Origin of the sequence: Oceanibaculum nanhaiense, assembly GCF_002148795.1 — a bacterium.
GTDB classification, from domain to species: domain Bacteria; phylum Pseudomonadota; class Alphaproteobacteria; order Oceanibaculales; family Oceanibaculaceae; genus Oceanibaculum; species Oceanibaculum nanhaiense.
Map to the genome: position 1 here is coordinate 298,727 of NZ_MPOB01000005.1, position 20,621 is coordinate 319,347.

At 65.6% G+C, this 20,621-nt stretch carries 24 protein-coding genes; 10 read left to right on the forward strand and 14 right to left on the reverse strand.

The genetic code is table 11. The annotated features are described in order from the left end of the window. The first annotated feature begins 57 nt into the window (after positions 1-57). Entirely contained in the window at positions 58-249 is a 192-nt protein-coding gene (locus BKM74_RS11115; protein WP_086465782.1) for a YqaE/Pmp3 family membrane protein, read from the forward strand. Here the strand turns inward: BKM74_RS11115 and BKM74_RS11120 are convergent. The 3 genes from BKM74_RS11120 to mtnA are packed head-to-tail and all read right to left on the reverse strand — an operon-like array spanning position 238 to position 3,337. Further along, on the reverse strand, positions 238-1,560 hold the full coding sequence (locus BKM74_RS11120; RefSeq protein ID WP_086465783.1) for an aspartate aminotransferase family protein: 1,323 nt from the start codon (positions 1,558-1,560) through the stop codon (positions 238-240). The genes BKM74_RS11115 and BKM74_RS11120 overlap by 12 nt on opposite strands. Positions 1,561-1,577: 17 nt before the next feature. After that, complete coding sequence (locus BKM74_RS11125) at positions 1,578-2,231, reverse strand: class II aldolase/adducin family protein (RefSeq protein WP_086465784.1); 654 nt, start codon at positions 2,229-2,231, stop codon at positions 1,578-1,580. Then, on the reverse strand, positions 2,228-3,337 hold the full coding sequence (gene mtnA / locus BKM74_RS11130) for an S-methyl-5-thioribose-1-phosphate isomerase (protein WP_086465785.1): 1,110 nt from the start codon (positions 3,335-3,337) through the stop codon (positions 2,228-2,230). Before mtnA ends, BKM74_RS11125 begins: the two co-directional genes overlap by 4 nt. A gap of 111 nt (positions 3,338-3,448) precedes the next feature. On the opposite strand from mtnA, the gene purB reads away from it, so the two are divergent. Then, positions 3,449-4,750, forward strand: a complete 1,302-nt coding sequence (gene purB, locus BKM74_RS11135) for an adenylosuccinate lyase (RefSeq protein WP_086465786.1) — start codon at positions 3,449-3,451, stop codon at positions 4,748-4,750. Positions 4,751-4,927: 177 nt separating this feature from the next. Here the strand turns inward: purB and BKM74_RS11140 are convergent, their stop codons facing one another. Further along, the gene (locus BKM74_RS11140) at positions 4,928-5,248 is read right to left on the reverse strand and encodes a DUF1476 domain-containing protein (protein WP_086465787.1); all 321 of its coding nucleotides are present in this window, start codon (positions 5,246-5,248) and stop codon (positions 4,928-4,930) included. Positions 5,249-5,384: 136 nt separating this feature from the next. Between BKM74_RS11140 and BKM74_RS11145 the strand changes: the two genes are divergently transcribed. The 4 genes from BKM74_RS11145 (at position 5,385) to BKM74_RS11160 (ending at position 7,993) form a co-directional block, all read left to right on the forward strand. Further along, positions 5,385-6,179 carry an NRDE family protein gene (locus BKM74_RS11145; RefSeq protein ID WP_086465788.1) on the forward strand — a complete coding sequence of 265 codons (795 nt, stop codon included), beginning with the start codon at positions 5,385-5,387 and terminating at the stop codon, positions 6,177-6,179. Positions 6,180-6,303: 124 nt separating this feature from the next. Then, positions 6,304-7,068, forward strand: a complete 765-nt coding sequence (purC, locus tag BKM74_RS11150; RefSeq protein WP_086465789.1) for a phosphoribosylaminoimidazolesuccinocarboxamide synthase — start codon at positions 6,304-6,306, stop codon at positions 7,066-7,068. A gap of 50 nt (positions 7,069-7,118) precedes the next feature. Further along, on the forward strand, positions 7,119-7,361 hold the full coding sequence (gene purS, locus BKM74_RS11155) for a phosphoribosylformylglycinamidine synthase subunit PurS (protein ID WP_008945041.1): 243 nt from the start codon (positions 7,119-7,121) through the stop codon (positions 7,359-7,361). Then, complete coding sequence (locus BKM74_RS11160; RefSeq protein ID WP_086465790.1) at positions 7,301-7,993, forward strand: class I SAM-dependent methyltransferase; 693 nt, start codon at positions 7,301-7,303, stop codon at positions 7,991-7,993. The genes purS and BKM74_RS11160 overlap by 61 nt, the downstream gene beginning before the upstream one ends. Before the next feature lie 22 nt (positions 7,994-8,015). Here the strand turns inward: BKM74_RS11160 and BKM74_RS11165 are convergent, their stop codons facing one another. The 5 genes from BKM74_RS11165 to BKM74_RS11185 form a co-directional block, all read right to left on the reverse strand. Then, positions 8,016-8,240: a ribbon-helix-helix domain-containing protein gene (locus BKM74_RS11165; protein ID WP_086465791.1), complete on the reverse strand. Its 225-nt coding sequence runs from the start codon at positions 8,238-8,240 to the stop codon at positions 8,016-8,018. After that, positions 8,237-9,667, reverse strand: a complete 1,431-nt coding sequence (gene fumC, locus BKM74_RS11170) for a class II fumarate hydratase (RefSeq protein WP_086465792.1) — start codon at positions 9,665-9,667, stop codon at positions 8,237-8,239. The genes BKM74_RS11165 and fumC overlap by 4 nt, the downstream gene beginning before the upstream one ends. 113 nt (positions 9,668-9,780) lie before the next feature. After that, positions 9,781-10,992: a 3-sulfinopropanoyl-CoA desulfinase gene (acdA, locus tag BKM74_RS11175; RefSeq protein WP_086465868.1), complete on the reverse strand. Its 1,212-nt coding sequence runs from the start codon at positions 10,990-10,992 to the stop codon at positions 9,781-9,783. An 86-nt stretch (positions 10,993-11,078) separates the two neighbouring features. Continuing rightward, positions 11,079-11,942 (reverse strand): oxygen-dependent coproporphyrinogen oxidase, encoded by an 864-nt coding sequence (hemF, locus tag BKM74_RS11180; protein WP_086465793.1) that lies wholly within the window; start codon positions 11,940-11,942, stop codon positions 11,079-11,081. 8 nt (positions 11,943-11,950) lie between these two features. Beyond that, positions 11,951-12,448, reverse strand: coding sequence for a tRNA (cytidine(34)-2'-O)-methyltransferase (locus BKM74_RS11185; protein ID WP_086465794.1), 498 nt, complete (start codon positions 12,446-12,448; stop codon positions 11,951-11,953). A 182-nt stretch (positions 12,449-12,630) separates the two neighbouring features. Between BKM74_RS11185 and petA the strand changes: the two genes are divergently transcribed. The 4 genes from petA (at position 12,631) to BKM74_RS11205 (ending at position 16,239) form a co-directional block, all read left to right on the forward strand. Next, a complete protein-coding gene (gene petA / locus BKM74_RS11190; RefSeq protein ID WP_086465795.1) occupies positions 12,631-13,197 on the forward strand; it encodes a ubiquinol-cytochrome c reductase iron-sulfur subunit in 567 nt (188 codons plus the stop codon). An 11-nt stretch (positions 13,198-13,208) separates the two neighbouring features. After that, positions 13,209-14,459 (forward strand): cytochrome b, encoded by a 1,251-nt coding sequence (locus BKM74_RS11195; protein WP_086465796.1) that lies wholly within the window; start codon positions 13,209-13,211, stop codon positions 14,457-14,459. After that, on the forward strand, positions 14,459-15,226 hold the full coding sequence (locus tag BKM74_RS11200) for a cytochrome c1 (RefSeq protein WP_086465797.1): 768 nt from the start codon (positions 14,459-14,461) through the stop codon (positions 15,224-15,226). Before BKM74_RS11195 ends, BKM74_RS11200 begins: the two co-directional genes overlap by 1 nt. 128 nt (positions 15,227-15,354) lie before the next feature. Then, positions 15,355-16,239 carry an S-methyl-5'-thioadenosine phosphorylase gene (locus BKM74_RS11205; protein ID WP_086465798.1) on the forward strand — a complete coding sequence of 295 codons (885 nt, stop codon included), beginning with the start codon at positions 15,355-15,357 and terminating at the stop codon, positions 16,237-16,239. 3 nt (positions 16,240-16,242) lie between these two features. Here BKM74_RS11205 and BKM74_RS11210 read toward each other — a convergent pair whose 3' ends face one another. The 5 genes from BKM74_RS11210 to BKM74_RS11230 all read right to left on the reverse strand — a co-directional run bounded on the left by BKM74_RS11210 (position 16,243) and on the right by BKM74_RS11230 (position 20,506). After that, a complete protein-coding gene (locus tag BKM74_RS11210; protein WP_086465799.1) occupies positions 16,243-16,596 on the reverse strand; it encodes a DUF1428 domain-containing protein in 354 nt (117 codons plus the stop codon). 80 nt (positions 16,597-16,676) lie between these two features. Beyond that, complete coding sequence (locus BKM74_RS11215; RefSeq protein ID WP_217895466.1) at positions 16,677-17,354, reverse strand: dienelactone hydrolase family protein; 678 nt, start codon at positions 17,352-17,354, stop codon at positions 16,677-16,679. A gap of 93 nt (positions 17,355-17,447) precedes the next feature. Next, positions 17,448-18,737 (reverse strand): glycosyltransferase family 4 protein, encoded by a 1,290-nt coding sequence (locus BKM74_RS11220; RefSeq protein WP_086465800.1) that lies wholly within the window; start codon positions 18,735-18,737, stop codon positions 17,448-17,450. Continuing rightward, on the reverse strand, positions 18,734-19,597 hold the full coding sequence (locus tag BKM74_RS11225) for a sulfotransferase (protein ID WP_086465801.1): 864 nt from the start codon (positions 19,595-19,597) through the stop codon (positions 18,734-18,736). The genes BKM74_RS11220 and BKM74_RS11225 overlap by 4 nt, the downstream gene beginning before the upstream one ends. A gap of 21 nt (positions 19,598-19,618) precedes the next feature. Beyond that, positions 19,619-20,506 carry an ABC transporter permease gene (locus tag BKM74_RS11230; protein ID WP_086465802.1) on the reverse strand — a complete coding sequence of 296 codons (888 nt, stop codon included), beginning with the start codon at positions 20,504-20,506 and terminating at the stop codon, positions 19,619-19,621. Positions 20,507-20,621: the final 115 nt, after the last annotated feature.

Consider the following 20,621-nt stretch of genomic DNA (forward strand, 5'->3'; position numbering starts at 1 on the left):
CGCGGCCGGGGCTATCCTGAAAGTCAAAGACCCAACCGCTCAAAAGGAACCAGCCTGATGCGTCTCATCCTCGCGATCTTCCTGCCCTTCCTGCTGTTCTTCACGATCGGGCGGCCGATCGCCGGCATCATCTGCCTGATCCTGCAGATCACGCTGATCGGCTGGATTCCGGCGGCACTCTGGGCGATCTACGCACTGTCGCAGCATAACACCGACCAGAAGATCAGGGCGGCGCGGCTAGGCGACTGACGCCTCGATCAGCCCGGCGCGGGATTCCAGCACTTCCGCGAAGGCGGCAGCCAGACCATCGATATCCGGCGCTTCCATCGGCAGCGACAGATTGATCATGCCGCGCCGGGCGAGGTACTGGCCCTTTTCCAGCAGATCAAGATGCAGCAGGTCGCGCAGCGCCTTCGGCATACCGGCCACATCGGCGGGGCGGCGCACCGGGCCGCTGACGGCATGCAGGCACATCATGGAGCCACGCCCGGTCGCGCGGATCGGCAGGCCCATCGCCTCAGCAATGCCGTTCAGCCGGGCGCGCAACGCATCGCCGCGCCGGTTCAGCGCGATGGCGGTGTCCGGCGTGTAGATCTGCGTCAGGCCGGCCAGCCCCGCCGCCATGGTCAGCACATTGTTGTTGAAGGTGCCGGCATGCGGCCAGGCGCCGGGCCGGCGCGGGTCGAACCGGTCCATGATCTCGGTGCGCCCGCCGAAGGCGCCGAAGGTCAGGCCGCCGCCCAGATATTTGCCCAGCGTCACCAGGTCGGGGGTGATGCCCAGCTCATCATGCAGCCCGCCGGGGGCGAGTCGGGAGGTCATCACCTCGTCGAAGATCAGCAGCGCGCCGGTCTTCGCCGTGGCGTCGCGCAGCGCCTTGAGGAATTCCGGTTCCGCCGGGATGCAACCGCCCGAACCCAGCATCGGCTCGACGATGACGGCGGCGAGGCGCTCGCCCTCCGCCGCGATCTGACGGGCGGCTCCCTCCGCGTCATTATAGTCGGCCATGACCATGGGGAAGGGCGCGTTCAGCGGATTCGCCCCGGCGAAATAGAGCACGCCGCCATGATAGCCGCCGCGGAACGCCATCACCTTGTCGCGGCCGGTCGCGGCGCGCGCCGCTGACAGGGCGAACATGTTGGATTCGGTGCCGGAATTGCAGAAGCGGATGCGCTCCACCGCCGGGAAGCGGTCGCACAAGGCGGCGGCGAAGCGGGCCTCCAGCAGGTTCGGCCCGCCCAGCACGATGCCGTCCGACAGCGCGGCCTCGATGGCACCCCGGATCACCGGATGCGAATGGCCGTACAGGCCCGCCGTATATTCCACCAGGAAGTCGGTATAGAGGTGCCCGTCCGCATCGCGCACATGGCAGCCCTCGCCGCTGGCCAGCGTCAGCGGGAAGGGCTCGTAGAACAGCACAGTGCGGGTATTGCCGCCGGGCATCGCCTTCGCTGCCTCGGCGTGCAGGCGCAGGCTTTCCGGATTGGATGCCACGAAGCGTTCCTCGGCCTCGCGCAGGGCGGCGTCGAGGGTGATGTTGCTGCCGGCCGCGAGCGCCATGATCGTCTCCCTGATCTCTAGTCTGGTGACTGACCGTAGCGCATGCGGCTGAAGCGTTCCAGCACCCGCGCCATCTCTTCCTCCGGCAGCAGGAGGGGCTCGCCGATCTGCAGCGCGCGCCAATATTGCGCGGCCAGCGTCTCCACCTCGACGGCGAGCGCCAGCGCCTTCTCGATGGTCACCTCCAGGCAGATCATACCGTGATTGCCCAGCAGGCAGGCCTTGCGATCTTCCAGTGCGGCCACCGCATGGGCCGACAGTTCCTGCGTGCCGAATGTGGCATAGGGCGAACAGCGGATATCCGCCCCGCCGGCGACCGCCACCATGTAGTGAAAAGCTGGGATGCTCTTGCCGAGACAGGCCAGGGTGGTGGCGAACATGGAATGGGTGTGCAGCACCGCCCCGGCATCGGGCCGTGCCTTCAATATGTCCAGATGAAAGCGCCATTCGCTGGACGGGCGTCTTGGCCCAGTGGGCATGCCGTCCCAGTCCAGCGCCACGATATCGGCAGGCTGCATCGCTTCATAGGGTAGGCTGGAGGGGGTGACCAGCAGGCCGGACCCGTCGGGCAGGCGGATGCTGGCATTGCCGGAACTGCCCTGATTGATGCCGAGATCGTTCATCCGGCGGCAGGCCGCGATCAGCGCCTGCCGCAACTCCAGGTCGCTCATTCGCCGGCCGCCCGCGCGCGATATTCCGGGAACAGCGCGAGCAGCCCCTCGCGGCTGGCCCCGGCGACGCCGCGCTCGGTGATCAGGCCGGTGACCAGCCGGGCCGGCGTGACGTCGAAGCCGTAATTGGCGACGCTGCTCTCCTCCGGCGTCACCCGTACCGGCAGTACCTCGCCATCCGCCGTGCGGCCCCAGACATGGGTGACCTCGGCGGCGTCGCGCTCCTCGATGGGGATGGCGCGCCCGTCGGACAGCGACCAGTCGATGGTTGGCGAGGGCAGCGCCACATAGAAGGGCACGCCATTGTCGCGCGCCGCCAGCGCCTTCAGATAGGTGCCGATCTTGTTGCAGACATCGCCGGTGGCGGTGGTGCGGTCGGTGCCGACGATCACCATGTCCACCATGCCGTTCTGCATCAGATGGCCGCCGGCATTATCGACGATCACCTTGTGCGGCACGCCGTGATTGGCCAGCTCCCACGCCGTCAGCCCGGCGCCCTGGTTGCGCGGCCTTGTCTCGTCCACCCAGACCTGCACCGGGATGCCGCCGTCATGTGCCTGATAGATCGGCGAGGTCGCGGTGCCCCAATCCACCGTCGCCAGCCAGCCGGCATTGCAGTGGGTCAGGATATTGACCGGCTCGCCGGGATTCTTGCCGGCGGCGATGTCACGGATGATCGCCAGCCCGTGCCGGCCGATGGCGTGGTTGATCGCCACATCCTCGTCCGCGATCGCCCCGGCGCGGGCGAAGGCGGCGGCGGCACGCCCGGCGGACGGCAGCGGCGCCAGCGTGCCGCGCATATCCTCCAGCGCCCAGCGCAGATTGATCGCGGTCGGCCTTGTGGCGGCCAGCGTGTCGATGGCGCCTTCCAGCGCGGCGTCGGACGCGTCGGCGCGCATCGCCAGCCAGACGCCATAGGCCGCCGTGGCGCCGATCAGCGGCGCGCCGCGCACCAGCATGGCGCGGATCGCCTCCGCCGCGTCGGCCAGCGTCTCCAGCCGCGCCAGCACGAACGCGTGCGGCAGCCGGGTCTGGTCGATGATCGAGACGGCCTGTCCGTCCGCGCTCGGCTGGATCGGCCGCATCGGGGTGCCCTTCACCTTCATGCGATGCCTCCTTTCTTTTGCGTGGGCGTTACATGGCCCAATTCAGTATAGCCCCGGCGGCAGGATTGCTATACTCCGGCCCCGATATTCCGTAACGATGAAGACGAGCCCATGATTCCGCGCTATTCCCGTCCGGCCATGACCGCCATCTGGGCGCCCGAGAACCGATTCCGCATCTGGTTCGAGATTGAGGCGCACGCCACCGACGCGCTGGCCGAGCTGGGCGTGGTGCCGAAGGAGGCCGCCAAGGCGATCTGGGAGCGTGGCCAGGGCAAGGTCGATCCGGCGCGCATCGACGAGATCGAGCGCGAGGTGAAGCACGACGTCATCGCCTTCCTGACCAACCTTGCCGAGCATGTCGGTGAGGAAGCCCGCTTCGTCCATCAGGGCATGACCTCGTCGGACGTGCTGGATACCTGCCTGTCGGTGCAGCTGGCCGAGGCGACGGACATCCTGCTGGAGGATATCGACCAGCTGCTGGCCGCGCTGAAGCGCCGCGCCTATGAGTACAAGGATGTGGTCTGCATGGGCCGCAGCCACGGCATCCATGCCGAGCCGGTGACCTTCGGGCTGAAGCTGGCCACCTTCTATGCCGAGTTCAAGCGCAACCGCGACCGGCTGGCCGCCGCGCGCGAGGAGATCGCCACCTGTGCGATTTCCGGCGCCGTCGGCACCTTCGCCAACATCGACCCGCGCGTCGAGGCGCATGTCGCGAAAAAGCTGGGGCTGAATGTCGAGCCGATTTCCACCCAGGTGATCCCGCGCGACCGGCATGCGATGTATTTCGCGACGCTGGGTGTGATCGCCAGCTCCATCGAGCATCTGGCCATCGAGATCCGCCATCTGCAGCGCACCGAGGTACGCGAGGCGGAAGAGTATTTCTCGCCCGGCCAGAAGGGCAGCTCGGCGATGCCGCACAAGCGCAACCCGGTGCTGACCGAGAATCTGACCGGCCTCGCCCGGCTGGTGCGCGGCATGGCGATTCCGGCGATGGAGAATGTCGCGCTGTGGCACGAGCGCGACATCAGCCATTCCTCGGTCGAGCGGATGATCGCCCCTGACGCCACCGTGACGCTGGATTTCGCGCTGGCCCGTCTGACCGGCGTGATCGACAAGCTGGTGGTCTATCCCGACGCCATCGATAAGAACCTGAACCAGCTGGGCGGGCTGGTGTTCTCGCAGCGCGTGCTGCTGGCGCTGACGCAGGCCGGGGCCAGCCGCGAGGATTCCTACCGCCTCGTGCAGCGCAACGCCATGCAGGTCTGGGAAAAAGGCGCGAACTTCCTCGATCTGCTGAAGGCCGACAAGGACGTGACCGCGAAACTGTCCGAAGCCCAGCTGGAGGCGCTGTTCGACATGGGCTACCACACCAAGCATGTCGATACGATCTTCGCCCGGGTGTTCGGGGCGTAAGGCCAGAACAGCGAGCCGAAAAGCAAATGCCCGGGCAAGACCCGGGCATTTTTTTCGCCGTCACGCCCGGCCTTGTGCCGGGGGTCCAGGGTTCAGCTTACTGGATCATTGGACGAGTAGGCTGATACCTGGATTCCCGGGACAAGCCCGGGAATGACATGCTGAGTTGGGGGCGGGTTACTCCGCCGTGATCTGGCGCTGCGCCTCGTCGAGCATCTCTTCCATCTGCTTCAGCAGGCGATGCTCGCTCATCTCCAGCTTGGCGGTCTCGAAATCGGCCATCAGCTTGGCGATGACATCGTCATGGCCGGGCTTCTCGAAGTCGGATTCGACGACGCTCTTGGCATATTCCTCGGCTTTGTCGCCGGTGTGGCCCAGCAGCCCGGCCGCCCACAGCCCGACAAGCTTGTTGCGCCGCATGATGATCTTGAAGCGGAGTTCCGCATCGTGCTTGAACTTGTTCTCGAAGGCCTGTTCGCGCTCGCTGAAAGACGCCATGCTGCTGCTCCGCTCTGTTACCTTGCATCGACGGCGCATCCGCGCCACTCACTTCCCATATAGGGTTGCGCCCTTATCTACGCTATCGCCCTGCGATTCTGAACCATCAATTTCGTGACGCTTTCCGGAAAATGCCATGTGCACCGTCATTCTGTTGCATCGTCCCGGCCATGACTGGCCGGTCCTGATCGCCGCCAACCGGGACGAGATGGCCGGCCGGCCCTGGCAGCCGCCGGCCCGGCACTGGGAAGATCGGCCGGACGTGACAGCCGGGCTCGACGTGCTGGCGGGCGGAAGCTGGCTTGGTCTCAACGACCATGGCGTGGCGGCGGCGATTCTGAACCGGGTCGGCACACTGGGCCCGGCCCCCGGCAAGCGCAGCCGGGGCGAGCTGGTGCTGGATGCGCTGGACCATGCCGACGCGGCGCTGGCGGCGGAAGCGCTGGCCGATCTCGATCCCGCCGCCTACCGGCCTTTCAATATGCTGCTGGCCGACAGCGATGGCGGCTACTGGCTGCGCAGCGAAGGTGGCGCGGGCGGCCATATCGAATTGCACCCGCTGCCGCCTGGCCTGCATATGCTGACGGCGCGCGACATCGACGACCGCACCAGCCCGCGTATCGACCGCTACCTGCCTCTGTTCGAGAACGCCGCCGTGCCCGATCCCGTCACCGGTGACTGGACGGAATGGTGCAATCTGATGGCCGCCACGGAGCATGATCCCGCGGCCGGCCCGCGCGGCGCCATGACCATTCGCCCCGAGGATGGCGGCGGGAATGGCTTCGGCACCGTCTCCTCCTCGCTGATCGCGCTTCCGCGCCCGACCGGGCCGGGAGAGGCTCTCCTGAAGCCGGTCTGGCTGTTCGCACCAGGCGCGCCGGATGCGACGGAATATGAACCGGTGTCGCTCGACCAGAAGAGACAAGGCTAAGCCTGCCATTCACTCACATTGTTTCGCCTCCGGCTTCCTGCTATAGGGAGGCGAAAGCGACAGGCGCGCGACCGCGCAGCGTGCGCTGCCCCTGTTCGGGGTTCCTTCTCGGGAGTTTCTCCATATGGCCAGACGCAGACGCATCTATGAGGGCAAGGCCAAGGTCCTGTTCGAAGGGCCGGAGCCCGGCACTCTGGTGCAGTATTTCAAGGACGACGCCACCGCCTTCAATAACCAGAAGCATGGCGTCATTACCGGCAAGGGGGTGCTGAACAACCGCATCTCCGAGTTCCTGATGCAGCGTCTTATCGAGATCGGCATCCCGACCCATTTCGTGCGCCGGCTGAACATGCGCGAGCAGCTGGTCCGCGAGGTCGAGATCATTCCGGTCGAGGTGGTGGTGCGCAACATCGCCGCCGGGTCGCTGGTGAAGCGCTTCGGCGTGCCGGAAGGCCAGCTGCTGCCGCGTGCCATCGTCGAGTATTATTACAAGTCGGATTCGCTGGGCGACCCGATGATCTCGGAAGAGCACATCACCGCCTTCGGCTGGGCGACGACGCAGGAGATCGACGACATCCTGGCGCTGTCGCTGCGGGTGAACGACTTCCTGACCGGCCTGTTCGTGGGCATCGGCCTGCGGCTCGTCGATTTCAAGCTGGAATTCGGGCGGCTGTACAGCGAGGACGAGATGCGTATCGTCCTCGCCGACGAACTCAGCCCGGATAACATGCGGCTGTGGGACGCCAAGACCAACGAGAAGATGGACAAGGACCGCTTCCGTCAGGATCTGGGTGGCGTGAAGGAAGCCTATCAGGAGGTTGCGCGGCGCCTGGGCATCCTGCCCGAGGGCGGCCCGACCGACATGAAGGGCCCGAAGGTGATGCAGTAGCCGCCAGGGCTGCTACATTGTTTTTCTGCGACTAACGGAAAGCGGAATCTGTGAAGGCGAAAGTACATATCACGCTGAAGAACGGCGTTCTCGACCCGCAGGGCAAGGCCATCCACCATGCGCTGGAAGTGCTGGGCTTCACCGGCATCGGGGACGTCCGGCAGGGCAAGTATATCGAGCTCGATCTCGCGGAGAGCGACCCGGCAAAGGCCAAGGCGGCGGCGGAGGAGATGTGCCGCAAGCTGCTGGCCAACACGGTGATCGAGAATTATTCCGTCGAGGTGGTGGCCTGACGGCGCCAGCCGACAGCGGCTACCGGCGCCGGCTGGAGGCGCTTTACCTGCCCCGGCTGGACCGCCACCGCATCGGGCCGGAAGCCCAGGCGTGGCCTAACATCTTCGAACAGTCTGTCCGTTTCATCGCGCTGGCCGATATCGGTATCAAGCCGGATGATACGGTGCTAGACGCCGGCTGCGGGCTGGGCGATTTCGCCACCTATCTGGGCGAACATGATTTTCAGGGCCGGTATATCGGCATCGATGCGCTGCCGCAGATGGTGGAGCGCGCGCGCCGTGCCCGTTTCGCCGACGGCTTCGACATAAGCTTTGACTGTGCCGATATCCGCGATGCGCCGGAACGCTGGCAGGCGGACATTGTGGTCGCCAGCGGTATTTTCGTGGAGATGACCGAGGAGGAAGCGCGGGAGACCATCGCCGCGTTGTTCCGGGCCTGCCGCCGGGGGGTCGCCTTCACCTCGCTGTCGAGCTGGGACCGCTCAGAGAATGAGGAAGGGTTCCTGCGGCTCGACCCGTTGCGCACGCTGGATTTCTGCCGCACCCTGTCGCCGCGCCTGCTGTTGCGGCACGAGTATTTCTACAGCGATTTCGCGATCTACATGTACCGGGACCTGCCAGACGTCAATTAGCGAGGCGTCAATTAGCCAGGCGTCAGTTGGCTGGACGGTCCAGCAACTGTTCCAGCACGAAGACGCGGATGGCGCTGGACAGGTTGGCGGCGCGCTCCCGATCGATGCTCTCGACGAGGGCGTTCACGGACAGGCGCTGACGTTTCGCGAGCACCTGAAGCTGTTCCCAGAAAATATCTTCCAGCGAAACGCTGGTGCGATGCCCGGCAATGACGACCGAACGCTTGCGGATGGTTGTCGCGCTCACGGTTCCTTCTCCCCGTTGCGGGTCGGGGCGATCATCAGGCGCGGATCGACCCAGCGATCGAACGACTCGGCATCGACATAGCCTAGAGCCAGCGCCGTCTCGCGTAGTGTTTTACCGTCGGAATGTGCCTTTTTCGCGACAGAAGCCGCCTTGTCATAGCCGATATGCGGAGCGAGCGCGGTGACCAGCATCAGCGAGCGCTCGACATGCTCGGATATGCGCGCGGTATCAGCCTCGATGCCGGCGACGCAATTATCGGCAAAGCTGATCGCGGCGTCGGCCAGCAGCCGGATCGACTGCAGTACATTGTAGGCGATCACCGGCTTGAACACGTTCAGCTCCAGATGGCCGCTCATCCCCGACACGGTGACGGTCATGTGATTGCCCATCACCTGGGCGCACACCATGGTCAGTGCCTCGGCCTGGGTCGGGTTCACCTTGCCCGGCATGATGGAGGAGCCGGGCTCGTTCTCCGGCAGGCGCAGCTCGGCAAGGCCGGAGCGCGGGCCGGAACCCAGCAGGCGGATGTCGTTGGCGATCTTCATCAGCGAGACGGCCAGCGTGTTCAGCGCGCCGGAACTCTCGACCAGCGCATCGTGCGCGGCCAGCGCCTCGAACTTGTTGGCCGCCGTCACGAAGGGCAGGCCGGTCAGACGCGCGACCTCGGCGGCGAAGGCGGTATCGAAGCCTTCCGGCGCGTTGAGGCCGGTGCCGACGGCGGTGCCGCCCTGCGCCAGCTCGTACAGCCGGGGCAGCGTGCCCTCGATTCGCGCGATGCCGTAGGCGATCTGCGTGGCGTAACCGGAAAATTCCTGGCCCAGCGTCAGCGGCGTGGCGTCCTGCAGATGGGTGCGGCCGATCTTCACGATGTCGGCGAAACGCTGGCGCTTCGCCTCCAGCGCCGCATGCAGGTGGCGCAGCGCGGGCAGCAGCCGGTTCACGATCTCGCTCGCCGCCGCGATATGCATGACGGTCGGGAAACTGTCGTTGGAGGACTGGCTACGGTTCACATGGTCGTTCGGATGCACCGGCGATTTCGCGCCGCGCTGGCCGCCCAGCATCTCGTTCGCCCGGTTGGCGATCACCTCGTTGGCGTTCATGTTGGTCTGGGTGCCGCTGCCGGTCTGCCAGACCACCAGGGGAAAATGCTCGGCAAGCGTACCGTCCGCGACCTCTTCCGCGGCCTTCACGATGGCGTCGCCCAGGCGCTGTTCCAGTTCGCCCAGCGCCATGTTGGCCAGCGCCGCCGCTTTCTTCTGCACGCCGAAGGCGCGAATCAGCGGATCTGGCATGCGCTCGCCGCCGATGCGGAAATTCTGCAACGAACGCTGGGTCTGCGCCCCCCACAGCCGGTCGGCGGGCACCTTCACGGTGCCCATCGTATCGCTTTCATCCCTATAGGGATTGCGGTAGGCGGCTTCGGTCATGACACCCTCATCATCCTTGCGAAACGGTTGCAAGGTCATATGGGTTGCCAGAAAACCGAATGCACCCTCCGGTAGGGGGCGGGTGCTATGCCGTGGAAACTACCCTGATAGGATTATTCAGCCGCCCGGGGCAGGTTCAGATAGCCGTCGCGGGTCTGCGGCAGCTTCTTGCCCAGGATGCGCGAGGCGACCATGGTGCGCAGCACCTGCGCGGTGCCGCCGCCGATGGTGAACATGCGGGCATCGCGGACCATGCGCTCCAGCGGGTTGTTGCGCGAATAGCCGGCCGCGCCGTGCAGCTGGAGGGCATTGTTGGTCACCGTTACCGCCATTTCCGAGGCGAACACCTTGGCCTGGGCGGCGGCGGTCGGCTCCGGGAAGGGCTCGTCGCTGACGGCGGCGTTGTGGATCAGGGCGCGCGCCGCCTCCACATTGATCGACATGTCGGCCAGCATGAATTGCAGCCCCTGGAACTCGAAGATCGGCCGGCCGAACTGCTCGCGCTTCTTCACGAAGTCCAGCGCCGTCTCGTAGGCGCCCGCCGCGATGCCCAGCGCCACGGTGGCCGCGCCCACGCGCTGGCTGTTATAGGCGTTCATCAGCCCGGCGAAGCCGCGGCGGATGCCTTCTGGCGGCACCAGCGCCATGTCGGCGGAGATTTCCAGATCCTCGAAGAACACCTCGGTCTCCGGGATGCCGCGCAGGCCCATGGTCGGCTCGCGCTTGCCGATGCGCAGGCCCTTGGGGTCGATGCCGTTCTCCGGGTCACGCACGGCGATGAAGCCGCCGATGCCCTGCTCGACGCCATCCTCAAACACGCGGGCGAAGATCAGGTGCAGCTTGGAGACGCCGCCGCCTGTGATCCAGTGCTTCTTGCCGTTGATGACATAGCGGTCGCCCTTCTTTTCGGCGCGGGTCGTCATCTCGGTGGCGGCGCTGCCGGCATCTGGCTCGGTAATGCAGATCGCCGGCTTGTCGCCCTTCAGCACCAGGCTGGCCGCCAGCTTCTTCTGCGCCTCGGTGCCATAGGCCATGATGGCGCCGATGGCGCCCATATTGGCCTCAACCGCGATGCGGCCGGTCACACCGCAGACCTTCGCCATCTCCTCGATCAGCAGGCAGGTCTCCAGATAGCCCAGCCCCTGGCCCCCATAGGCCTGCGGGATGGTCATGCCGAAGAAGCCGGCATCGCGCAGCGCGGCCACATTGTCCCAGGGATATTGCTCGCTGCGGTCCACCTCGGCGGCGCGCGGGGCGATCACGCTCTGGGCCAGCTCACGGGCACGGGCGCGGAAGGCAAGCTGGGCGTCGGTCAGGCGGGTCATGGTCGTTTCCTCAGACATTGATTAGTTTTGCTGGGAATCTAGGCCATGACCCGGCGGCGGCAAAGCCCCTTCGATGCAGGGCAGCCTTACGGCCACTTCGCCATGGGTGGCATCGACATCAGGATCGCCTCGGTATTGCCGCCGGTCATCAGGCCAAACTTCGTGCCGCGGTCGTGCAGCAGGTTGAACTCGACATAGCGGCCACGCCGCACCAGCTGGTGCTCGCGCTGCGCCTCGGTCCAGGGCTTCTCCATATGTTTGGCCACGAGGGCGGGATAGGCCTCTAGGAAGGCAAGCCCGACATCGCGGGTGAAGGCGAAGTCCTTCTCCCAGTCCTTGTCGAGATAGTCGTAGAAGATGCCGCCGACGCCGCGCGGTTCGCCCCGGTGCGGCAGGAAGAAATACTCGTCGCACCATTTCTTGAAGCGCTCGTAGTAATCCGCGCCATGCCGGTCACAGGCGGATTTCAGCGCGCCGTGGAAGAAGGCGGTATCCTCCGCATCCGGCACCATCGGCGTCAGGTCGGCGCCACCGCCGAACCAGGCCTTGGTGGTGACGATATGGCGGGTGTTCATGTGCACCGCCGGCACCAGCGGGGAGTGCATATGCGCCACCAGCGAGATGCCGGTGGCCCAGAAGCGCGGATCTTTGTCGGCGCCCGGTATCTGCGCGCGGAACTGTTCGGAGAATTCGCCATGCACGGTGGAGATATTCACCCCCACCTTTTCGAACACCCGGCCACGCATGACCGACATGACGCCGCCGCCGCCTTCCGGACGGTCCCAGGCCTTACGCTCGAACCGCCCCGCCGGCAGGTCGGAGAGGGAGCCGGCATAGCTGTCTTCCAATGCCTCGAAGGCGGCGCAGATGCGGTCGCGCAAGTCCCGGAACCAGTCGGTGGCCTGTTGCTTGCGGGCTTCTGTCAGGGCAGTGCTTTGCGAATCGCTCATGTTTCTTCTTATCCTCCGGCCCGGTTGGCGGGCGCCCAGTTGGCGGGTGCAGTGGCGGCGGGAAAGCCACCAGTCTGCCGCAGTGCCTCGCCCAGCACCATAGCGGCTGCCTGCGCGACATTGATCGAACGCAAGTCCGGCAGCAAGGGGATGACCAGACGGGCATCGGCAGCCTCGTGCACCTCCTCCGGCACACCGCTGCTTTCCCTGCCGAGAATCAGGATATCGTCCGGCCGGAAGGCGAAATCGGGATAGGGTGTGGCGCCCTTCGTCGTCAGCAACACCAGCCGGCCGGGCGCGCGGTCGGCCTGGAACCGCTCCCAGGAGGCATGGCGGATAAGCGTCAGCCGGTCGATATAGTCCATGCCGGCGCGCCGCATCCGCTTGTCGTCGATGATGAAGCCGGCAGGCTCTATCAGGTCCACCGGGACCCCCAGACAGGCGCCCAGACGCATGATGCTGCCTGCGTTTTGTGGTATATCCGGTTGAAACAGGGCAAGGTGCATGTCAGTAGGTTTTCGCCAGGGCTGTGTTGTGCTTTGCAATCGTGTCGGATTGCATTATACCCGACGCGCCCGGCAGGGGTGGGGATCGTGATTGCCGCGATGCGACAGAGTGTCGCGATGTCCCCTGGCGGCACCGTAGTATTTTGTAAAGCCTGAGAGACAGGCCTGTACGGGGGAAAGTAATGGCGCAAACCGCACAGTCGGGCACCGCAGGCGGCGCACATGGTGCGCACGGCGAAGGCACCCGGCGTGATTTCCTGCATCTGGCGACGGTCGGCGTTGGCGCGGTAGGCGCTGCGGCGATCGCTTGGCCGTTCATTGACCAGTGGAACCCGGCAGCCGATACGCTGGCCCTGGCCTCCACCGAGGTCGATATCAGCAAGATCGCCGAAGGTCAGGCGATCACGGTCAGCTGGCGCGGCAAGCCGGTCTTCATCCGTCACCGCACCGCGGTGGAGATCGAAGAGGCAACGGCCGTTCCGCTGGGCGATCTGCCGGACCCGCAGGCCGATACCGCCCGTGTCGAGAAGCCGGAATGGCTGGTCGTCGTCGGCGTGTGCACGCATCTGGGCTGCATTCCGCTGGGCCAGAGCTCGACCCAGCCGCGCGGCGAGTTTGGCGGCTGGTTCTGCCCGTGCCACGGATCGCACTACGATACGTCGGGACGCATCCGCAAGGGGCCTGCGCCGGAGAACCTGCCGGTTCCCGCGTATGAGTTCCTGAGCGACACCCGTATCCGCATCGGCTAGGAGTTCCCTCGATGAGCGGTTTCACGACGACGAACCCGGTCATTCGGTGGATCGACCACCGGCTGCCGGTTTTCACCTTCATGCACCATGAGCTGCATGAATACCCGACGCCGAAGAACCTGAATTATTTCTGGAATTTCGGATCGCTGGCCGGCATCACGCTGGTCGTCATGCTGATCACCGGCATCACGCTGGCGATGCACTACACGGCGCACACCGACTACGCTTTCGAAAGCGTGGAGCGGATCATGCGCGACGTGAATTATGGCTGGCTGATCCGTTACATCCACATGAACGGCGCCTCGATGTTCTTCATCGTGGTGTATATCCACATCTTCCGCGGGCTCTATTACGGCTCCTACAAGGCGCCGCGCGAGATCCTCTGGGGTCTGGGCGTGCTGATCCTGCTGGCGATGATGGCAACCGCCTTCATGGGCTATGTGCTGCCGTGGGGCCAGATGAGCTTCTGGGGCGCCACCGTCATCACCAACCTGTTCTCGGCCATTCCGCTGATCGGCGAGAGTGTCGTGACCTGGATGTGGGGCGGTTTCTCGGTCGATAATCCGACGCTGAACCGCTTCTTCGCGCTGCACTACCTGCTGCCCTTCGTGATCGTCGGGCTGGTGGTGCTGCATCTGGTGGCGCTGCACCGCTTCGGTTCGAACAATCCGATCGGCATTGAAGCCAAGGGTCCGCAGGACACGATCCCCTTCCATCCGTACTACACGGTGAAGGATTTCTTCGGCCTGTGCGTGTTCTTCCTGCTCTTTGCCGGCTTCGTGTTCTTCGCCCCGAACTATATGGGCCATCCGGACAACTACATCCCGGCCAACCCGCTGGTCACGCCGGCGCATATCGTGCCGGAATGGTACTTCCTGCCGTTCTACGCGATCCTGCGCGCGGTGCCGGACAAGCTGGGCGGCGTGCTGCTGATGTTTGCGGCCATCGCGGTGCTGTTCGTGCTGCCGTGGCTCGACCGGTCGCCGGTGCGCAGCGCCAAGTTCCGGCCGCTGTACAAGCAGTTCTTCTGGATCCTGCTGCTGGATTGCATCGTGCTGGGCTATATCGGCGCCATGCCGGCTGAGGGCATCTACATCGTCATCGGCCGTATCGCCACCGCCTACTACTTCATCCACTTCCTGATCATCCTGCCGCTGCTCAGCGTGATCGAACGACCCAAACCCCTGCCGGCCAGCATCTCCAAGCCGGTGACGGGTTCCGGTTTCGCGTCCGCGCCTGCAGCCCCGATGGAGAAGCAGTAATGCGTAAGTTCGTATCGCGTAGCCTGACTGCCATCGCGCTGCTGCTGGCACTGCCGGCCGGGGCCAATGCCGCCGCTGGCGTGGCGGTTCCGAGCCAGGAGTGGAGCTTCTCGGGCATCTTCGGGACCTTCGACCGGGCAGCCGCACAGCGCGGCTTCCAGGTCTATAAGGAAGTCTGCTCGACCTGCCATGGCGCTTACCATCTGAGCTACCGGAATCTCGCGGATCTCGGCTTCAACGAGGCCGAGGTGAAGGCAATCGCCGCTGGCTATACCGTGACGGATGGCCCGAACGACGATGGCGAGATGTTCGAGCGTCCGGCCGAGCCGTCGGACAAGTTTGCACGGCCCTTCCCCAACGAGAAGGCGGCGCGTTTCGCCAATGGCGGCGCCTATCCGCCGGATCTGTCGCTGATCGTGAAGGCCCGTCCGGGCGGGGCTGACTATCTCTATGCCCTGCTCACCGGCTATGTGGAGCCGCCGGCCGATGTCACGATGATGGAGGGGATGAACTACAACGCCTACTTCCCCGGCCATCAGATCGCCATGGCGCAGCCGATCTACCCCGATGGCGTGACCTATGCCGACGGTACCGCGGCGACCATCGAACAGCAGGCCCGTGACATCTCGACCTTCCTGGCCTGGGCGGCCGAGCCGGAGATGGAGCGCCGCAAGCAGATGGGCATCAGCGTCATGCTGTTCCTGATCGTGCTGACCGGCCTTGCCTATGGCTCGATGCGCAAGATCTGGGCGGATGTGAAGAAATAAGCATTCCGCTTCATGACGGAAGGAAAGGGCGCCGGTGACGGCGCCCTTTTCGTTTGGTGTTGCCGTACTTGATCCGCTGGTCAGGAGCGACCAAACTGCGGCGCCTGCGATATCTGAGGAGCAAGGGAATGGCTGAATCGGCACAGCCGATGATTGGCATTATCGGCGGCAGCGGCGTCTATGATCTGGACGGGCTTAGCGACAAGGAATGGCGCAGTGTGGCCTCGCCCTGGGGCCAGCCTTCGGACCAGCTGCTGTTCGCCAACCTGGACGGGGTGCCGGTCGTGTTCCTGCCGCGCCATGGGCGGGGTCATCCGCTGAGCCCCTCCAGCATCAATTACCGCGCCAATATCGACGCGCTGAAGCGTGCCGGCGTCACCGAAATCCTGTCGGTCAGCGCCGTGGGCAGTCTGCGCGAGGATCTGGAACCCGGCACCTTCGTGCTGGTTGATCAGTTCATCGACCGCACCTTCGCGCGCGAGAAGAGCTTCTTCGGCCAGGGCTGCGTCGCCCATGTCTCGGTCGCGCATCCGGTCTGCGGCCGGCTGGGCGGGCATTTGCTGGATGCGGCGACGGAAACCGGCATCCGCCTTGTCGATGGCGGCACCTATCTCGCGATGGAGGGGCTGCAATTCTCCACCAAGGCGGAATCCAAGCTCTATCGCAGCTGGGGCTGCGATGTGATCGGCATGACCAACATGCCCGAGGCCAAACTCGCCCGCGAGGCGGAACTGTGCTACGCCAGCGTCGCCATGGTGACGGATTTCGATTGCTGGCACCCCGACCACGACCATGTGACGGTGGAGCAGGTGGTGAAGGTGCTGCTGTCCAACGCCGACAAGGCCCGCGCGCTGGTGAAGGCGGCGATCCCCCGGCTGAAGGGGCGCGAGGAGGCCTGCGAGAAAGGCTGCCACCACGCCCTGGACCACGCCATCATCACCGCGCCGGAGAGCCGCGATGCCACCCTGGTGGCGAAGCTGGACGCCGTCGCGGGGCGGGCGCTGCGGGGCTAGAGGCTACAGGTCCAGGATCGGCACGAAGCCGCCGAAGATCATGCGCTTGCCGTCGAACGGCATATCAACGGTCATGTCCTTCATCCGCGGGTCGTTCATCATCTTGTGCATGGCCGTATCGCGTACCTCCTTCGAGGGGTATTCGAACCAGCTGAACACGACCACTTCATCATCCTTGGCCTTTACCGCGCCGCGGAAGTCGGTGACGGTGCCCTCCCGAACATCGTCGCCCCAGCACTCGACCATGCGGCTGACGCCGAATTCCTTCAACAGCGCACCGGCCAGGGTGGCATGCTCGATATAGGCCTGCTTGTTGGCGGCTGGCACGGCGCAGACGAAACCTTCCACATATTTCATTCTCGTTCTCCCTGATGCGATATAAGTTGATATCAACTTATATGCACACTGTCAAAGCCCCGGATGGAAGGGTGCGAAAATCAGCCGATATGCTGGGTGAAGAAAGCCATCGTGCGCTCGCGGGCGATGCGCGCGCTGGTCGGTTCATAGGAGCCACGGGCATCGCAGTTGAAGCCGTGATCGGCAGGATAGATATGGATCGCGGCCTGCGGCTGCGCCTTGCGGATCTGGTCCACATCGCTGAGCGGGATGCCCTTGTCGGCCTCGCCGAAATGCATCAGCAGCGGGGCGTTGGCCGCCTCATCCTTGAACGGCACGATCTGCCCGCCGTAATAGACCACAGAGGCCTGTACCGGCAGGCGCGTTGCGCACAGGAAAGAGATCGAGCCGCCCCAGCAATAACCGACCGTGCCGACCTTGCCGGCGGCGGACGCGGCCTCCACGGATGCCGCCATGTCCAGCATCACCTGTTCCCAGCTGACCTTGGACCGCAACTCCCGCCCGCGCGCCACCCCATCCGGGTCGTAGCCCAGCTCGACCTTGCGCTCGGTGCGGTCGAACAGGGCGGGCGACACGCACAGATAGCCATCGGCGGCGAAGCCGTCGCAGACACTGCGGATATGCGGGTTCACGCCGAAGATTTCCTGGATGACGACCAGCCCGCCCTTCGGCTTGCCGGCCGGCCCGGCCATGTAGGCGTCGAATTTATGGCCATCGGCGGCGGTCAGTTCGATCTGCTGCTTCATCGTCTCGCTCATCGCGTCAGCTCCTGCGGCGGGAAAGATTTGGCGGCAGGGTAAGGCAAAGCCCCGGATAAAGGAAGAAAGCGAGGGCCGGGGGCGGTAAGGGGACTATTTCCGCTTCAGCAGTTTCCGCAAGCGCAGCAGAAGCTGGGCAAGCAGGCTCTGACGCGGCCGGCCGGGCTGGATGTGCCAGTTCGTCCAGACGCGCCGTATGGCCTCCTGCGCGATGGCGGGGCGGCCGGTTGCGGCGCCACTCTCCAGCCGGTCGGTCAACGCAGCAGCCAGCGCGTCGGCGGTTGGTGCGAACAGCAGGCGGTCACGATCCTCCGGGGCGATCAGTTCCGCGACACCGCCGACATCGGCGGCAAGGAAGGGGATACCGTCGAGCAGGCATTCCAGCACGGTGCAGGGCGAATTCTCGATCAGCGACGGCATGATGGCGAGCCTGCCGGGCACGGCCAGGAAGGCCAGCGCGTCGGCGCTGTCGAGATCGCTGACGAAGCCGGTTTCGACCAGCCAGCCGGCGGCGCGCGCGGCGACATAGTCCCGCCCCTCCGTGCCTTCGATGGGTGTCGATTTGCCGAGGAAGGTGATTTTCAGCCCGTCATGCCGGGCGAGAATTCCGTTTGCCGCCAACCGGTCCAGCGCGTCGCAGAACAGCAGCACGCCCTTGCGCGGTTCCAGCCGTCCGAAGAAGACCAGCTCCGTCACCGGCAGGCCATGCTGCGATTCCGGCGTTTTGGCGTCTCGGCTGCGGGGCAGCAGATTCTGCTGCACATAATGCCGCTGCGGCAGCCGCCAGCCGCGCGCCTCCATCCAGCCCAGCAGATACTGGCTGGGGGCGATCAGCACATCCGCCTGCTCGATGGCATAGCGCTCGATGCGCTCCTGCTCCGGATCGTCCGGCAGGCCGTTGCCCTCCGCCGCCCAGGCGCTCGGGCCGTGCGCGCCCACCACCAGCAGCGTATCGACGAAACCCTGGCCCATCCGCATGGCGCGGATCGCTTCGTGCCCCAGCCCTATCCAGTCGTGAAAATGTACGATATCGGCGCGTTCGCCGGCCAGCCAGCCGGCAATCTGGAAGGACAGCGCCAGCGGGCTGCGGTCCCGGTAGGCATCAGGATTGAGGAAGGCGAGGCGGATGCCGCGCCGGTCGTAGAGATCGGCCCAGCGGTCCTGCCGGTCTTCCTGCTGCATCGTGCCGGCCAGATCGACGAACAACACGGTGACTTGGTGCCTGGCCTCCGCCAGCGCCTCGGCGAGGCCGGTCAGCGCCGTGGCGATCCCGCCATTCCTTACCGGCCCCAATATCTCGGCGGTGACGATGACGATGCGTTGCGGCGGTGCTTTCTGCGCCTCCGCCGGAATATCATCGGCCAGCAGCGGATAGCGCGTCATGCGGCGGCGGTTCCGTCGGGGCGTGCAGCGGCGCGGCGGTCGGCGGCGGCCGCCCGGTCTAGCAGGGCGGCGATGCGGGCTTCCGGCTCACGGCCGCCAATCATCGCCCGCAGGCATTCCGCCGTTGCCACGGTGAAAGGGGCAAGGCGCAGCGGGGCCGCGTGTGTGCGGCGCAAGGCCGGGTCGATGGCGGCGCGCACGGCGGCCAGTGCCGCGTCGGCCGCCTGTGGCTGTCCGAGAAATTCAGCCAGCGCCGCCGCCTGGGTTTCCGGCTGGTCCAGCCAGGCATCGTAATCGACGACGAGGCGCGGCGCGCCGGCGCTGCCGGCCAGTGCTTCCAGATAGCTGCGCCGCCACAGTGCCTCTGCATCCGCCGGGGCGACCCGGCCCTTGTCGGCGAAGGAGGCTGTCACGATGGCGGGGTCGCGCAGACTGATGAGATAGCGTGCCTCCAGCCCGCGCTTTGCCAGCAGCCGGCGCCACAGCGGCAGCAGGCGGACGGTGCGCGGGTCCTTGAAGCCCCAGGGCCGGTTGCTGCTCCGGGCGGCGGCCAGTTCGCGGTCGAGGATCGCGCCCAGCGCCTCGGCGATGCGGGTGATCTCCGGCAGGCTCCAGGCTTCGGGCGGGATCGGCAGATGGCTTTGCGGCGTGCCCCAGTGCCGGCCGAGCCGGTGGAGCGCCTCGTCCTGCAATTCGACGATGCCGGCATGTTCCCAGTAATCATAGGCGGGCTTCGCCTCGAAACTGTCGCGGGTCAGCACCTCGGGCCCCAGTTCCAGCCCCAGCAGGGCGGCCAGCCGCGCCAGCAGCGAGGTGCCGCTGTTGTGCATGCCGAGAATGAAGGTGACGGGGGCGGTCATGGCACGGCTCTCGGGAAGGCTCTAGAGAATGTCGGCGAAGCTCTTGCGGGTGCGCGCGAACCAGTAATAGCCGATCCAGGCGACAATGAGGCCGGCGAGAAAATGCCAGCCCAGCAGGGTCCAGTCGGGCAGCGTGCCGAAAATCAGCACGGCACGCATCTGCTCCACCGGGATGGTCAGCGGGTTCAGCAGGATCAGCTTCTGGAAAAGGACCGGCAGCCGTTCTACCGGAAACAGGATCGGGCTGATGAACAGCAGGATCATCGCCAGCGGCCCGGTCGCCTGCGCGATGTCACGGAAATACAGGCCAGTCGAGGCCAGGAACCAGGACACGCCCGCCGCCATCAGCACCAGCGATGCCAGCGTCAGCGGCGCCAGCAGCGCGGTCCAGGGCAGGCTGCCGAACACCGCCAGCGCTGCCAGCAGCAGCACACCGAGCCCGACCACGAGATGGAACAGGGCGGAGGCGACCACGACCCAGGGCAGCACCTCCAGCGGGAACACCACACGCTTCACCAGATTGGAATGCTGGTGCAGCAGCGTCGGTGCGCGCACCAGACATTCGATCAGGAAAGTGTGCAGTATCAGGCCGCTGAACAGCACCACGGCGAAGCCCAGCTTGCCGCCGCCGGCGCCGCTCTCCGCCTCGATGCCCCAGCGCGCCTCGAAGATATAGCCGAACACCAGCGTATAGATGGCCAGCTGCAGCAGCGGGTTGGCGAAGGACCAGAACAGCCCCAGCACCGAGCCGCGATAGCGCGACCGCACCTCCTGCATCGCCATCTGGCCAATCAACTGGCGATGGCGGATCAGGCTGCCAAATACGCCGGCAGGTGCGCGCAGCAGGCGCGAGCGCAGGATCGCCGGCCTTTCGGGGCTGGTCTGGTCTGGTCGGGCGGGCAGGCTCACTGATGCCGATCCTTACCGTTTGCCGGGCGCAAAGCGTGGTTGCTTGCGGCCATGCATAGGCCGAGCGCGGCGCGATGGCAAGGCAGGAGGCGGGCAATTGCCCTTCCCCTGATGC

Excerpts from the sequence above, each read along its gene's own strand:
- BKM74_RS11115 (WP_086465782.1), top strand. The coding sequence starts at position 58 with ATGCGTCTCATCCTCGCGATCTTCCTGCCCTTCCTGCTGTTCTTCACG.
- BKM74_RS11120 (WP_086465783.1), bottom strand. The coding sequence starts at position 1,560 with ATGGCGCTCGCGGCCGGCAGCAACATCACCCTCGACGCCGCCCTGCGC.
- BKM74_RS11125 (WP_086465784.1), bottom strand. The coding sequence starts at position 2,231 with ATGAGCGACCTGGAGTTGCGGCAGGCGCTGATCGCGGCCTGCCGCCGG.
- mtnA (WP_086465785.1), bottom strand. The coding sequence starts at position 3,337 with ATGAAGGTGAAGGGCACCCCGATGCGGCCGATCCAGCCGAGCGCGGAC.
- purB (WP_086465786.1), top strand. The coding sequence starts at position 3,449 with ATGATTCCGCGCTATTCCCGTCCGGCCATGACCGCCATCTGGGCGCCC.
- BKM74_RS11140 (WP_086465787.1), bottom strand. The coding sequence starts at position 5,248 with ATGGCGTCTTTCAGCGAGCGCGAACAGGCCTTCGAGAACAAGTTCAAG.
- BKM74_RS11145 (WP_086465788.1), top strand. The coding sequence starts at position 5,385 with ATGTGCACCGTCATTCTGTTGCATCGTCCCGGCCATGACTGGCCGGTC.
- purC (WP_086465789.1), top strand. The coding sequence starts at position 6,304 with ATGGCCAGACGCAGACGCATCTATGAGGGCAAGGCCAAGGTCCTGTTC.
- fumC (WP_086465792.1), bottom strand. The coding sequence starts at position 9,667 with ATGACCGAAGCCGCCTACCGCAATCCCTATAGGGATGAAAGCGATACG.
- acdA (WP_086465868.1), bottom strand. The coding sequence starts at position 10,992 with ATGACCCGCCTGACCGACGCCCAGCTTGCCTTCCGCGCCCGTGCCCGT.
- hemF (WP_086465793.1), bottom strand. The coding sequence starts at position 11,942 with ATGAGCGATTCGCAAAGCACTGCCCTGACAGAAGCCCGCAAGCAACAG.
- BKM74_RS11185 (WP_086465794.1), bottom strand. The coding sequence starts at position 12,448 with ATGCACCTTGCCCTGTTTCAACCGGATATACCACAAAACGCAGGCAGC.
- petA (WP_086465795.1), top strand. The coding sequence starts at position 12,631 with ATGGCGCAAACCGCACAGTCGGGCACCGCAGGCGGCGCACATGGTGCG.
- BKM74_RS11195 (WP_086465796.1), top strand. The coding sequence starts at position 13,209 with ATGAGCGGTTTCACGACGACGAACCCGGTCATTCGGTGGATCGACCAC.
- BKM74_RS11200 (WP_086465797.1), top strand. The coding sequence starts at position 14,459 with ATGCGTAAGTTCGTATCGCGTAGCCTGACTGCCATCGCGCTGCTGCTG.
- BKM74_RS11205 (WP_086465798.1), top strand. The coding sequence starts at position 15,355 with ATGGCTGAATCGGCACAGCCGATGATTGGCATTATCGGCGGCAGCGGC.
- BKM74_RS11210 (WP_086465799.1), bottom strand. The coding sequence starts at position 16,596 with ATGAAATATGTGGAAGGTTTCGTCTGCGCCGTGCCAGCCGCCAACAAG.
- BKM74_RS11215 (WP_217895466.1), bottom strand. The coding sequence starts at position 17,354 with ATGAGCGAGACGATGAAGCAGCAGATCGAACTGACCGCCGCCGATGGC.
- BKM74_RS11220 (WP_086465800.1), bottom strand. The coding sequence starts at position 18,737 with ATGACGCGCTATCCGCTGCTGGCCGATGATATTCCGGCGGAGGCGCAG.
- BKM74_RS11225 (WP_086465801.1), bottom strand. The coding sequence starts at position 19,597 with ATGACCGCCCCCGTCACCTTCATTCTCGGCATGCACAACAGCGGCACC.